We start from the raw sequence: 12,744 nt of genomic DNA on the forward strand, positions 1-12,744 counted from the left end.
TGGCATTGGGAACTTCATGCAAAAACCCTATATTCAACGTGATTAAGGCCGGTGATTCGCCCGCGTGTCACCACGGCATCGACAACAGGGAATTCTCGACAATATGACCGATACACCCGCGACGGAAAACGGCGTTAGCACCGAGTATGGCGCAGACTCGATCAAGGTCCTGAAAGGTCTTGACGCCGTGCGCAAGCGCCCCGGCATGTATATCGGTGATACCGATGACGGCTCCGGTCTGCATCACATGGTCTACGAAGTCGTCGACAACGCCATCGACGAAGCCCTGGCCGGTCATGCCGACATCGTCACCGTAACGCTCAATGCCGATGGTTCGGTCACCGTCACCGACAATGGTCGCGGCATCCCGACGGACATTCACAGCGGCGAAGGCATTTCGGCTGCCGAAGTGATCATGACCCAGCTGCATGCCGGCGGTAAGTTCGACCAGAATTCCTACAAGGTCTCCGGCGGTCTGCACGGCGTCGGCGTTTCCGTCGTCAACGCGCTGTCGGTTTGGCTGAAGCTTAAGATCCGCCGCCAGGGCAAGATCCACGAGATGAGCTTCACGCATGGCGTATCGGATGCCCCGCTCAAGGAAACCGGCGATTCCGGTGGCCTGACCGGCACCGAAGTCAGCTTCATGCCGAGCTCCGAAACCTTCACGATGATCGAGTTCGATTTCAACACGCTCGAACATCGCCTGCGCGAACTTGCCTTCCTCAATTCCGGCGTCCGCATTCTTCTGACCGACAAGCGCCATTCCGACGTGCGCCAGGAAGAGCTGCTTTATGATGGCGGTCTCGAAGCCTTCGTGTCCTACCTCGATCGCGCCAAGAAGCCGCTGGTCGAGCGCCCGGTCGCTATTCGTGGTGACAAGGATGGGATCACCGTCGAAGTCGCGATGTGGTGGAACGATAGCTACCACGAGAACGTGCTCTGCTTCACCAACAACATCCCGCAGCGTGACGGCGGCACCCATATGGCCGGCTTCCGCGCCGCGCTGACCCGCCAGATCACCTCCTATGCCGATACCTCGGGCATCACCAAGAAGGAGAAGGTTTCTCTGACGGGTGACGATTGCCGCGAAGGCCTGACGGCTGTTCTGTCGGTCAAGGTGCCGGATCCCAAGTTCTCGTCGCAGACCAAGGATAAGCTCGTTTCATCCGAAGTTCGTCCGGTCGTTGAAAATCTCGTCAGCGAGGCGCTGAGCACCTGGCTGGAAGAACATCCGGCTGACGCCAAGATCCTCGTCGGCAAGGTGGTTGAAGCCGCTGCCGCTCGCGAAGCCGCCCGCAAGGCGCGCGAACTGACGCGTCGCAAGGGTGCGCTCGACATCGCCTCGCTTCCCGGCAAGCTCGCCGATTGCTCCGAGCGCGATCCGTCCAAGTCCGAAGTCTTCCTCGTCGAGGGTGACTCCGCGGGCGGTTCGGCCAAGCAGGGTCGCTCGCGCGAAAACCAGGCCATCCTGCCGCTGCGCGGTAAGATCTTGAACGTCGAGCGTGCGCGCTTCGACAAGATGCTGTCGAGCCAGGAAATTGGCACGCTGATCACGGCGCTTGGCGCCGGTATTGGCAAGGACGAGTTCAATCCAGACAAGCTGCGCTACCACAAGATCATCATCATGACGGACGCCGACGTCGACGGCGCCCACATCAGAACGCTGCTCTTGACTTTCTTCTTCCGCCAGATGCCGGAATTGATCGAGCGCGGCCACATCTACATCGCCCAGCCGCCGCTCTATAAGGTGTCGCGCGGCAAGTCGATCCAGTATCTGAAGGACGAAAAGGCGCTTGAGGAATATCTCATCGCCCAGGGTCTGGATGACGCTGCCCTGGCGCTCGGCAGCGGCGAAGTTCGCGTCGGACAGGATCTGCGCGAAGTCATCGTCGATGCGCTGCGCCTGCGCGCGCTGCTCGACAATCTGCATTCGCGCTACAATCGAGCGGTCGTCGAACAGGCAGCTATTGCCGGCGCGCTGAACGCGGAAGCAATCAGCGATGGCGCCCGCGCCCAGGAACTGGTGGCCGAAGTGGCACGTCGCCTCGACGTTATCGCCGAGGAAACTGAGCGTGGCTGGGAAGGCGGCCTGACGAGTGAGGGCGGCCTGCGTCTCGAGCGAATGGTTCGCGGCGTCAAGGAAGTCGTGGTTCTCGACATGGCGCTCATCGGTTCGCAGGATGCCCGCCTGATCGACCAGATGTCGGCTCGCCTGAAGGAGATCTACCAGACGCCGCCGAAGCTGACGCGTCGCGACGGTAACCTGGAACTGTCAGGTGCGCGCGAACTGCTGGAAGCCGTTTTCGCAAGCGGCCGCAAGGGCTTGACCATGCAGCGATACAAGGGCCTTGGTGAGATGAACGCCGAGCAGCTCTGGGAAACCACGCTCGATCCGAACGTCCGCTCGCTGCTGCAGGTGCGCGTCAGCGACGCCACGGATGCCGACGGTCTTTTCGCCCGCCTCATGGGCGACGAGGTCGAGCCGCGCCGCGAATTTATCCAGGAAAACGCGCTCAACGTCGCCAATCTCGACATCTGATCGCTGGCATTTATCGAAATAACGGCCCTGCAGCTCCAGCTGCGGGGCCGTTTTTTATTGCACCATTATCCGGCTACGAATTTACCCTTGAAGGCGACTTCGGCGAGCGGCTTGCGCTGGCTGGGGAATTCGCGTTCCTGGTTGCGCTCCGAAAGCACGCTCTTGTCGGCAAGGCGCCCGAAGGCGATGCCCGCCTCCACGCGGTAGCCTTCCGGAATGGCGAATGTATCGCGGATCTCATCATGCTTGATGCCACCCATCCCATGGGCATAGAAGCCGGAAAGCTTGGCTTGCAGCGCAAGATAGCCCCAGGCGGTGCCGGCATCGAAGGAGTGCGTGTAGCTCTTGCGCCCCTCGGAAAAGTCGCCGCTAAAGCCCTTCGACACGACGAAGATCAGTGCGGACGCATTCTTCGCCCATTCCTGATTTGACTCGACCAGCAGCGATACGAATTTGTCCCAGTCGTCGGAGCCCTTCAACGTGTAGATGAAGCGCCACGGCTGCTGGTTGGCCGAGGAGGGTGCCCAATGCGCGGCGTCCAGCACGGTCAGCAGCTCGGCTTCGTCGATGATCTCGCCGGTAAAGGCGCGGGGCGACCAGCGGTCGAGAAAGATCGGCTCGATCGGGTATTGGGATTCGCGGCTGTTGCTCTTTGTCATGATCTTTCCGATGGTTGGTGGCGCGGTGCCGGGGTCTCCTCGGCAAACGCAGTCTTGTCACTCTTATGCGTCCGTCAAGATATTTGGGCACCACGCGCCGGAAAGACAGTGGCCCGTTGCCCGGATTCTCGCTGGACTTTTGAACGAGCGTACCGCTCGCACGAAAAGCCGTAATGACACCGGTGAATAATTCGTTCATAGGTGATGGAAACATGGCTCACGCTGAGGAGGATATTCGATGAAGCTCATGCGCGTTGGAGAGATCGGCCAGGAAAAGCCGGCAATGCTGGATGCGGACGGCAAGATCAGGGATCTGTCCGGTCATGTATCCGATATCGCGGGCGCGTCGATCTCGCCTGAGGGCTTGGCCAAGCTGGCGGCGATCGACCCGAAAACCCTTCCCGAGCTTCAGCCAGGTCGCATCGGCGCCTGCGTTGCTGGCACCGGCAAGTTCATCTGCATCGGCCTCAACTTCTCCGACCACGCCGCCGAGACCGGCGCCGCTGTGCCGCCCGAGCCCGTCATCTTCATGAAGGCTACCTCGGCCATCATCGGCCCGAACGACAACGTTCTCATCCCGCGCGGCTCCGAGAAGACCGATTGGGAAGTCGAGCTTGGCGTCGTCATCGGCAAGACCGCGAAATATGTCAGCGAAGCCGACGCGCTCGATTACGTGGCGGGCTACTGCGTCTCGCACGACGTCTCCGAGCGCGCCTTCCAGACGGAGCGGGCCGGACAGTGGACCAAGGGCAAGTCCTGCGACACCTTCGGTCCGATCGGCCCATGGCTGGTGACCAAGGACGAGATCGCCGATCCGCAGAACCTCGGCATGTGGCTGAAGGTCAACGGCGAAACCATGCAGAACGGCTCGTCGAAGACCATGGTCTATGGCGTTGCCTTCGTCGTTTCCTATCTCAGCCAGTTCATGTCGCTGCATCCGGGCGACGTCATCTCGACCGGCACCCCTCCTGGCGTCGGCATGGGCATGAAGCCACCGCGTTTCCTGCGCGCCGGCGACGTTGTCCAGCTCGGCATCGAAGGTCTCGGCACGCAGAAGCAGACGTTTCAGGCCGATTTCTAGGCGTTTGACGAGTATTAAGCATTTGAGCGCAGCATCATGCCGGGGAGAGAATCCCCGGCATTTCTTTATTGCGGTGCGGATCGCTCATGTTGCTGTGCAACAAAAACCTGTTACTGTGCGTTGAGATGCCAGCACATCGTTGGAAAGAGTCCGATGCCTTTCAGCAGGCGTCATCTTCCAGATGAAAGAAAGGTGATGCATCTCATGTTTTACCAGCTTTATGAATTGAATCATGCCGCGATGGCGCCTTACCGCGCCGTGGCCGATATCATGCGGCTTGCCTATGCCAACCCGCTCAATCCGTTGTCCCAAACCCCCTGGGGCCGGACGATGGCCGCGGCACTCGAAATGTTCGAGCGCACGACGCGCCGCTACGGCAAGCCGTCCTTCGATCTGCCCGAGACCGTCATCGGCGACAAGAAGGTCGCGGTTCGAGAAGAGGTTGTCTGGGCACGACCCTTCTGCAATCTGCTGCATTTCTCGCGCAACCTGCCGGCTGCCCACGCTCCCGACCCGCGCATCCTGATCGTCGCCCCCATGTCCGGGCACTATGCGACGCTTCTGCGCGGCACGGTCGAGGCACTGCTGCCGAGCGCGGATATCTACATCACCGATTGGATCGACGCCCGCATGGTGCCGATGACCGACGGGACCTTCGATTTCAATGATTATGTCGATTACGTCATCGAGATGCTGCACTTCCTCGGGCCGGACACCCACGTGATCGCGGTCTGTCAGCCCTCCGTGCCGGTGCTTGCTGCCGCAGCCGTCATGGAAGAAGCCAACGATCCGCTGGCGCCGGCGTCGATGACGCTGATGGGTGGCCCGATCGATACCCGCATCAATCCGACCGCCGTCAACCAGCTGGCCAAGGACAAGCCGCTGGAATGGTTCGCCGAAAACGTGATCATGAACGTTCCCTGGCCGCAGCCAGGCTTCATGCGGCCGGTCTATCCTGGCTTCCTGCAGCTCTCCGGCTTCATGTCGATGAACCTCGACCGGCATCTTGTCGCCCACAAGGAGTTCTTCATGCATCTGGTGAAGAACGATGGCGAGCCGGCCGAAAAGCATCGCGACTTCTACGACGAATATCTCGCCGTCATGGATCTCACCGCCGAGTTCTACCTGCAGACCGTCGATCAGGTCTTCATCAGACACGCGCTTCCGAAGGGTGAACTCGAGCATCGCGGCAAGCTGGTCGACCCCACGGCGATCCGCAACGTGGCGCTTTTGACCGTCGAGGGCGAGAACGACGACATCTCCGGCGTCGGCCAGACCAAGGCCGCCCAGACCATTTGTACCAACATCCCCGACCACATGCGAATGCATTACCTGCAACCGGATGTCGGCCACTACGGCGTCTTCAACGGCTCGCGTTTCCGCCGCGAGATCGCGCCACGCATTATCAACTTCGTCCGCGAGCATGGCCGCGCCGGAAAACCGGCGGTCAAGCGCGTGATCAAGGGCGGCAAATCAACCTGATTTAGCATCGTCTGAATTAGCATTGCGCTTTCAAGGCCTTGTCCGATTTGAGTGGAGATCATCTTGAAGCGGTGTCAAACGGTAACCACATCGATTTCCAGCGTTCGGCATTTCGCCGGGCGCGAAAATGCGAGGATACCGCACGATGAACCAGTCAGCATTGCTTCGCCCGGATTGGACTCCGGCTACCATTGCCCTGATGATCCTCGGCTTCGTGGTTTTCTGGCCTCTGGGTCTCGCCATGCTCGCCTACATCATCTTCGGGGAGCGTCTGCGCGGCTTCAAGCGCGACGCCAATAGTGCCGCCGATGGATTCTTCGCCGGCTGCCGACGTTCGCATGGCCGCTATCGCCCGCAATTCTCAACGGGCAATGTCGCCTTCGACGATTGGCGCAAGGCCGAGCTCGACAGGCTCGAGGAAGAACGCCGCAAGCTCGATGAAATGCGCGAGGACTTCGAAACCTATGTGCGCGAGCTCCGCCGCGCCAAGGATCAGGACGAGTTCGACCGCTATATGCGCGATCGCAAGAACACCAGGCGTGATGATAACGGCCCGGTTGCCGAATATCAGGCGCCGTAACCGCGATCGACATCAAAACATCAGCCGGCACCATTAGGTGCCGGTTTTTCTTTGACCGGAATTGCGACGAATCATATAGAAAATGCCGATGTTCCCGCTCTTGTCCAAGCCACGACGCAGTGTCCGCAAACCGGCTCCGCCGGAGACGCGCACGCTCGACGTTGCCGGACGGCTGATGCCGCTGACGATCAAGCAGCACGAGCGCGCAACCCGCATCACGCTGCGCATCGAGCCCGGTGGCCGCGCCCTCAAGATGACGATCCCGAGCGGCCTGGCGCGACGCGATGTCGACGCCTTCCTCGACCGGCACCAGGGCTGGCTCATGACCAAGCTCGCGAAATTCTCGACCGATACCGGCCTTCACGATGGCGGTACGATCCTGTTTCGCGGCGTGTCCCATCGCATTCAGCACACGGGCAGCCTGCGCGGGCTGACCGAAGTGACGGTCGTCGATGGCAAGCCGGTGCTGCGGGTGAGTGGCATGCCGGAGCATCTCGGCCGCCGCATCGCGACGTTTCTCAAGAAGGAAGCGCGGGCCGATCTCGAGCGGCTCGCAAAATTCCATGCGCATTCGATCCGGGCGCCGATCAAGTCGATCTCGATGAAGGATACGCGCAGCCGCTGGGGCTCCTGTTCAGCCGAGGGAAATCTCAGCTTCTCCTGGCGCATCATCATGGCGCCGCCCGCAGTCGTCGATTATCTCGCCGCCCACGAAGTCGCCCATCTCAAGGAGATGAACCACGGTCCCCACTTCTGGGCGCTGTGCAAGAAGCTGTGCCCTGGGATGGAAGATGCAAAATCCTGGCTGAAGCGGCACGGCAGCCTGCTGCATGCGATCGACTTCGACTGATCAGCCCCCGCCAATAAACCATCGTCCAAAATATCGCAGCACTCGGAATTGGCTCGACTCACGGCCTTTTTCGTGTCACTTCGCTGCCATGAAACCGGATATCAAAATCTGCGGCCTGAAAACGGCCGAAGCGATCGATCGCGCGGTGACGCGCGGCGCGACCCATATCGGCTTCATCTTCTTCGAAAAGAGCCCGCGCTACATCGAGCCCGATGATGCCGCCAAACTGGCTGACCGGGTGCGCGGCCGCGCCAAGATCGTTGCCGTGGTGGTCAATCCGACCAATGATGATCTCGACGAGATTGTCGCCACGTTAAGGCCGGATATTCTCCAGCTTCATGGCGACGAAAGCCCCGAGCGCGTTTTGACCATAAAGGCCGTTTACGCTTTGCCGGTTATGAAGGCGTTTTCGATCCGCACCGCCGATGATCTGAAGCGCGTCGAGGCCTATATTGGTATCGCCGATCGTTTCCTCTTCGACGCCAAGCCGCCGAAGGGATCGGAATTGCCCGGCGGCAATGGCGTGTCCTTCGACTGGACGCTGCTCAGCTGGCTTGACGGCACCGTGGATTACATGCTTTCCGGTGGCCTGAACAAGGACAACATCGCCGAAGCCCTTGCCATTACCAAGGCCCCGGGGCTCGATGCGTCCTCGGGTCTGGAAAGCGCGCCCGGCGTGAAAAGCGTCGCACTGATTGATGAGTTTTTCGATGCGGTCGAGCAGGCTTGCCGGCCTGAAATGGCCTCAGGGAGTTGATAGTGAACGAGACCCCAAAACCCAATTCATTCCGCTCCGGTCCCGATGAGGATGGCCGTTTCGGCATTTACGGCGGCCGCTTTGTCGCCGAAACGCTGATGCCGTTGATCCTGGAACTGCAGGACGAGTGGGACAAGGCCAAGACCGACCCGGAATTCCAGGCGGAGTTGAAGCATCTCGGCGCGCATTATATCGGCCGCCCGAGCCCGCTCTATTTCGCCGAGCGCCTGACCGCCGAACTCGGTGGCGCCAAGATCTACTTCAAGCGCGAAGAGCTCAATCACACCGGTTCGCACAAGATCAACAACTGCATCGGCCAGATCCTGCTGGCCAAGCGGATGGGCAAGACCCGCATCATCGCCGAAACCGGTGCCGGCCAGCACGGCGTTGCCTCGGCAACCGTTGCCGCCCGTTTCGGTCTTCCCTGCGTCGTCTACATGGGCGCGACCGATGTCGAGCGCCAGGCGCCGAACGTGTTCCGCATGAAGCTCCTGGGCGCCGAAGTGAAGCCGGTCACCGCCGGCCATGGCACGCTCAAGGACGCCATGAACGAGGCGCTGCGCGACTGGGTCACCAATGTCGACGACACCTATTATCTGATCGGCACGGCCGCTGGCCCGCATCCCTATCCCGAAATGGTCCGCGATTTCCAGGCCGTGATCGGCGCCGAAGCCAAGGAGCAGATGCTCGAAGCTGAAGGCCGTCTGCCGGATCTCGTGGTCGCGGCCGTCGGTGGCGGCTCGAATGCGATCGGTATCTTCCATTCGTTCCTGGATGACGCCAGCGTCAAGATCGTCGGCGTCGAAGCCGGCGGCAAGGGCCTGCAGGGCGACGAGCATTGCGCTTCGATCACCGCGGGCTCGCCCGGCGTTCTCCATGGCAACCGCACCTATCTGCTGCAGGATGGCGACGGCCAGATCAAGGAAGGTCACTCGATTTCGGCCGGTCTCGATTATCCCGGCATCGGCCCTGAGCACTCCTATTTGAACGATATCGGCCGCGTCGAATACGTGCCGATCATGGACCACGAAGCGCTCGAAGCCTTCCAGACGCTGACGCGCCTCGAGGGCATCATCCCGGCGCTCGAGCCCTCGCACGCGCTGGCTGAAGTCATCAAGCGCGCGCCGAAGATGGGCAAGGACGAGATCATCCTGATGAACCTGTCCGGTCGCGGCGACAAGGACATCTTCACCGTCGGCAAGATTCTGGGAATGGGTGCATAAGTCATGACCGCACGTATGGACAAACGCTTTGCCGCTCTGAAGGCAGAAGGCCGCCCGGCGCTGGTCACCTATTTCATGGGCGGTGATCCCGATTACGACACGTCGCTCGGCATCATGAAGGCGCTGCCGGAAGCGGGCTCTGATATCATCGAGCTCGGCATGCCCTTCTCCGATCCGATGGCCGATGGCCCGGCGATCCAGATGGCCGGCCAGCGTGCGCTGAAGGCCGGCCAGACGCTGAAGAAGACGCTGCAGCTCGCAGCCGACTTCCGCAAGACCGACAACGACACGCCGATCGTTCTGATGGGCTACTACAACCCGATCTACGTCCACGGCGTCGAGCAGTTTCTCGACGATGCACTGGAAGCGGGCATCGATGGCCTGATCGTCGTCGACCTGCCGCCGGAGATGGATGACGAGCTCTGCATCCCGGCACTGCGCAAGGGTATCAACTTCATTCGGCTCGCCACCCCGACCACCGATGAAAAGCGCCTGCCGGTCGTTCTGAAGAACACCTCCGGCTTCGTCTATTATGTCTCGATGAACGGCATCACCGGCTCGGCGCTGCCGGATCCGACGCTGGTCGCCGGCGCCGTCAAGCGCATCAAGAACCACACCGATCTGCCTGTCTGCGTCGGCTTCGGCGTCAAGACGGCCGACCATGCGAAGGTCATCGGCGCCTCCGCCGATGGCGTCGTCGTCGGCACGGCAATCGTCAATCAGGTAGCCCTCAGCCTGACCAAGGACGGCAAGGCGACAGCCGATACCGTACAGGCTGTCGCAACGCTCGTTCGCGGGCTGTCATCGGGAACACGTTCGGCGCGCCTTGTTGCTGCCGAATAGTTTTCCCACATTGGCAAGAGTTAATCAGGAGTTTTCGACTTGAACTGGATCACCAACTACGTTCGCCCCCGCATCAATTCCATGCTGGGCCGCCGCGAAGTGCCGGAGAACCTCTGGATCAAGTGCCCGGAAACGGGCGAAATGGTCTTCCATAAGGATCTCGAAGACAACAAGTGGGTCATCCCTGCTTCCGGCTATCACATGAAGATGCCGGCCAAGGCTCGTCTCACCGATCTCTTCGACGACGGCGCCTATGAAGCGCTGATCCAGCCGAAGGTCGCCCAGGATCCGCTGAAGTTCCGCGATTCCAAGAAGTACACGGACCGCCTGCGCGATAGCCGCATCAAGACCGACCAGGAAGACACGATCGTTGCCGGCGTCGGCAAGGTTCGCGGCCTGAAGCTCGTCGCCGTCGTGCACGAGTTCAACTTCATGGGTGGCTCGCTCGGCATCGCCGCCGGCGAAGCGATCGTCAAGGCCTTCGAGCGTGCCATCGCCGAGAAGTGCCCGCTCGTCATGTTCCCGGCATCGGGCGGCGCCCGCATGCAGGAAGGCATTCTGTCGCTGATGCAGCTGCCGCGCACCACCGTTGCCGTTGACATGCTGAAGGAAGCCGGCCAGCCATACATCGTCGTGCTGACAAACCCGACGACCGGCGGCGTCACCGCCTCCTACGCCATGCTCGGCGATATCCACATGGCTGAGCCCGGCGCCGAAATCTGCTTTGCAGGCAAGCGCGTCATCGAGCAGACCATTCGCGAAAAGCTGCCGGAAGGCTTCCAGACGTCGGAATACCTGCTCGAGCACGGCATGGTCGACATGGTCGTCAAGCGCCATGACATTCCCGATACGCTCGCGCGTGTCCTGAAGATCCTGACGAAGAAGCCGGCTGCCGTTGCCAACGAAAACACCGGCACGCTTGCGATCGCCGCAAGCGCCTGACCGCAAACATCACAGGCGGGTTGAGCGATGATACCCAGAGGTCAGACCGCGGTGAGCGAAGCAGCACAGGAAATCGACAAGCTCATGGGGTTGCACCCCAAGGGCTTCGATCTGTCACTGGATCGCATTACCCGCCTGCTTGCCGTTCTCGGCGATCCGCAAAAGAAGCTGCCGCCGGTCATCCATGTGGCGGGCACCAACGGCAAGGGCTCCGTCACCGCCTTCTGCCGCGCGCTTCTGGAAGCGGGCGGCTATAGCGCCCACGTCCACACCTCGCCGCATCTCGTCAATTGGCACGAGCGCTACCGCATCGGCGTCGAAGGCGGCCGCGGAAAGCTCGTCGATGACGCGGTCTTTGCCGATGCGCTGCGCCGTGTCGCTGCCGCCAATGCGGGCCAGAAGATCACCGTCTTCGAAATCCTGACGGCGGTCACCTTCATCCTGTTCTCCGAGCATCCGGCCGACGCGGCCATCATCGAGGTCGGCCTTGGCGGCCGTTTCGATGCCACCAACGTCATTTCCGATCCCGCCGTCTCGGTCATCATGCCGATCTCGCTCGATCATCAGCCCTATCTTGGCGACAGCGTCGAACTGATCGCCGCCGAAAAGGCCGGCATCATGAAGCGCAAGCGCCCAGTCGTTATCGGCAAGCAGGAATATGATGCGGCACTCGACGTGCTGATCTCCACCGCCGAGCGTCTCGGTTGCCCGACCGCAGCATTTGGCCAGGATTTCATGGCGCATGAGGAATACGGCCGGCTTGTCTATCAGGACGAATTCGGCCTCGCCGACCTGCCGCTGCCCCGGCTCCCCGGCCGCCACCAATATGCCAACGCTGCCGCAGCCATCCGCGCCGTCAAGGCCGCGGGCTTCACTGTCACCGAAGCGATGATGGAGAAGGCGATGGCCACGGTCGAATGGCCCGGCCGCCTGCAGAAGCTCAGCGATGGCAATCTGATGGCAAGCGCCCCCTCGGGTGCCGAAATCTGGGTCGATGGCGGCCATAATCCCGGTGCCGGCGAAGTCATCGCCGAAGCCATGGCCAATTTCGAGGAAAAGCAGCCGCGTCCGCTCTTCCTCATCATCGGCATGATCAACACCAAGGACCCGATCGGCTATTTCAATGCCTTCAAGGGTCTTGCGGAAAAGGTCTATTGTGTGCCCATTCGCGGCAGCGACGCGATGATCGACCCCGTCATCCTCGCCAACGCCGCCTATGACGCCGGTCTCGTCGCCGAGCCGATGTCCACGGTCGGCGAAGCGCTAGAAGCGATCCGCGACACCGCCTTCGAGCGCGAACAGCCACCACGCATCCTGATCGGCGGATCGCTCTATCTGGTCGGCGACGTGCTTGCTGACAACGGCACCCCCCCCAAATAAAAAAGCCCGGCATCGACCGGGCTTTTTTCATTCTATTGTCCTGAAAAATCAGGCCGCGCTGGAGATCCAGCTCGAAAGAGCGGTCTTCGGAGCAGCGCCAACCTTGATGTCGGCCACTTCGCCGGCCTTGAACATGGCAAGCGTCGGGATCGAGCGCACGCCGAACTGGGCGGCCAGCTCAGGATTTTCGTCGATGTTGAGCTTGGCGACCTTCACCTTGCCCTGGAACTCGACTGCGAGTTCTTCGAGGCTCGGAGCAATCATCTTGCACGGGCCGCACCATTCAGCCCAGAAATCGACAACGACGGGTTCTGCGGATTCCAGAACTTCAGCCTGGAAATTATTGATATCGACTTTCACGGTAGCCATAAGGCCGCTCCTTTAAAGGATTCCTGTTGAAGCACATGT

At 61.0% G+C, this 12,744-nt stretch carries 12 protein-coding genes; 10 read left to right on the top strand and 2 right to left on the bottom strand.

The window, feature by feature from the left end; all coding sequences use genetic code 11:
- Window positions 1-103: 103 nt before the first annotated feature.
- Window positions 104-2,539 carry a DNA topoisomerase (ATP-hydrolyzing) subunit B gene (gene gyrB / locus J5286_RS00270; protein ID WP_209188613.1) on the top strand — a complete coding sequence of 812 codons (2,436 nt, stop codon included), beginning with the start codon at window positions 104-106 and terminating at the stop codon, window positions 2,537-2,539.
- Window positions 2,540-2,604: 65 nt separating this feature from the next.
- Here the strand turns inward: gyrB and J5286_RS00275 are convergent, their stop codons facing one another.
- Window positions 2,605-3,198 (bottom strand): nitroreductase family protein, encoded by a 594-nt coding sequence (locus tag J5286_RS00275; protein WP_209188614.1) that lies wholly within the window; start codon window positions 3,196-3,198, stop codon window positions 2,605-2,607.
- 238 nt (window positions 3,199-3,436) lie between these two features.
- On the opposite strand from J5286_RS00275, the gene J5286_RS00280 reads away from it, so the two are divergent.
- The 9 genes from J5286_RS00280 (at window position 3,437) to J5286_RS00320 (ending at window position 12,336) form a co-directional block, all read left to right on the top strand.
- Window positions 3,437-4,279, top strand: coding sequence for a fumarylacetoacetate hydrolase family protein (locus J5286_RS00280; RefSeq protein WP_209188615.1), 843 nt, complete (start codon window positions 3,437-3,439; stop codon window positions 4,277-4,279).
- Window positions 4,280-4,483: 204 nt separating this feature from the next.
- Complete coding sequence (locus J5286_RS00285) at window positions 4,484-5,761, top strand: polyhydroxyalkanoate depolymerase (RefSeq protein ID WP_209188638.1); 1,278 nt, start codon at window positions 4,484-4,486, stop codon at window positions 5,759-5,761.
- 145 nt (window positions 5,762-5,906) lie between these two features.
- Complete coding sequence (locus J5286_RS00290) at window positions 5,907-6,341, top strand: DUF2852 domain-containing protein (RefSeq protein ID WP_113011904.1); 435 nt, start codon at window positions 5,907-5,909, stop codon at window positions 6,339-6,341.
- Window positions 6,342-6,429: 88 nt separating this feature from the next.
- The gene (locus J5286_RS00295; RefSeq protein ID WP_209188616.1) at window positions 6,430-7,191 is read left to right on the top strand and encodes a M48 family metallopeptidase; all 762 of its coding nucleotides are present in this window, start codon (window positions 6,430-6,432) and stop codon (window positions 7,189-7,191) included.
- A gap of 88 nt (window positions 7,192-7,279) precedes the next feature.
- The gene (locus J5286_RS00300) at window positions 7,280-7,948 is read left to right on the top strand and encodes a phosphoribosylanthranilate isomerase (protein ID WP_018901135.1); all 669 of its coding nucleotides are present in this window, start codon (window positions 7,280-7,282) and stop codon (window positions 7,946-7,948) included.
- A 2-nt stretch (window positions 7,949-7,950) separates the two neighbouring features.
- The gene (gene trpB, locus J5286_RS00305) at window positions 7,951-9,171 is read left to right on the top strand and encodes a tryptophan synthase subunit beta (protein ID WP_018901136.1); all 1,221 of its coding nucleotides are present in this window, start codon (window positions 7,951-7,953) and stop codon (window positions 9,169-9,171) included.
- Window positions 9,172-9,174: 3 nt separating this feature from the next.
- Window positions 9,175-10,014 carry a tryptophan synthase subunit alpha gene (gene trpA, locus J5286_RS00310; RefSeq protein ID WP_047509147.1) on the top strand — a complete coding sequence of 280 codons (840 nt, stop codon included), beginning with the start codon at window positions 9,175-9,177 and terminating at the stop codon, window positions 10,012-10,014.
- Window positions 10,015-10,053: 39 nt separating this feature from the next.
- Complete coding sequence (accD, locus tag J5286_RS00315; protein ID WP_047509149.1) at window positions 10,054-10,956, top strand: acetyl-CoA carboxylase, carboxyltransferase subunit beta; 903 nt, start codon at window positions 10,054-10,056, stop codon at window positions 10,954-10,956.
- Window positions 10,957-10,983: 27 nt separating this feature from the next.
- The gene (locus J5286_RS00320) at window positions 10,984-12,336 is read left to right on the top strand and encodes a bifunctional folylpolyglutamate synthase/dihydrofolate synthase (RefSeq protein WP_113199365.1); all 1,353 of its coding nucleotides are present in this window, start codon (window positions 10,984-10,986) and stop codon (window positions 12,334-12,336) included.
- A 48-nt stretch (window positions 12,337-12,384) separates the two neighbouring features.
- Here J5286_RS00320 and trxA read toward each other — a convergent pair whose 3' ends face one another.
- Window positions 12,385-12,705, bottom strand: coding sequence for a thioredoxin (gene trxA / locus J5286_RS00325; protein ID WP_018901140.1), 321 nt, complete (start codon window positions 12,703-12,705; stop codon window positions 12,385-12,387).
- Between the last annotated feature and the right edge of the window lie 39 nt (window positions 12,706-12,744).

It is taken from the genome of Rhizobium sp. 16-488-2b, assembly GCF_017741815.1.
Lineage (GTDB): Bacteria > Pseudomonadota > Alphaproteobacteria > Rhizobiales > Rhizobiaceae > Rhizobium.